The sequence below is a fragment of the Vibrio sp. 1288 genome, assembly GCF_033344475.1.
Genome location: NZ_JAWPOX010000507.1, coordinates 1 through 710 on the forward strand (window position 1 = coordinate 1; position 710 = coordinate 710).

The window sequence follows — 710 nt, forward strand, 5'->3', positions numbered from 1 at the left end:
TCAAGCGGATCAGCTTGGCACTGGCCACGCGGTGGATCAGGCTTCTCCACGTTTCGAAGACGATGAAAAGATCCTAGTTCTTTATGGTGATGTCCCACTAATTTCTCCTGAAACCATTGAAAACCTACTTGATGCACAACCAACAGGTGGCATCGCGTTACTTACTGTAATGCTCGATAACCCGACCGGTTACGGCCGGATCATTCGTAAAAATGGTCCAGTGGTTGCTATCGTTGAGCAAAAAGACGCAAGTGAAGAACAAAAGCAAATTAAAGAGATCAACACTGGCGTAATGGTTGCGACTGGTGGTGATCTGAAGCGTTGGTTGTCTGGCTTAAACAACAACAATGCTCAAGGTGAGTACTACCTAACAGACGTTATTGCTGCTGCGCACGACGAAGGGCGTGCCGTTGAAGCGGTTCACCCAGTGAATGCCATTGAAGTAGAAGGTGTTAATGATCGCGCTCAACTTGCTCGTCTAGAGCGCGCGTTCCAATCGATGCAAGCACAAAAACTACTTGAACAAGGTGTGATGCTACGTGACCCTGCGCGTTTTGACTTACGCGGTGAGCTTCAGTGCGGTATGGATTGTGAAATCGATGCCAATGTGATCATCGAAGGTAACGTATCGCTGGGTGATAACGTCATTATCGGCACTGGTTGTGTGCTGAAAGACTGTGAAATCGACGATAACACTATCGTTCGTCCTT

Annotated in this window: 1 pseudogene; it reads left to right on the forward strand. The window is 47.7% G+C overall.

What is annotated here, in order from left to right:
• Nucleotides 1-710 (forward strand): annotated as a pseudogene (glmU, locus tag R8O11_RS27675) (bifunctional UDP-N-acetylglucosamine diphosphorylase/glucosamine-1-phosphate N-acetyltransferase GlmU); the annotation flags it as partial.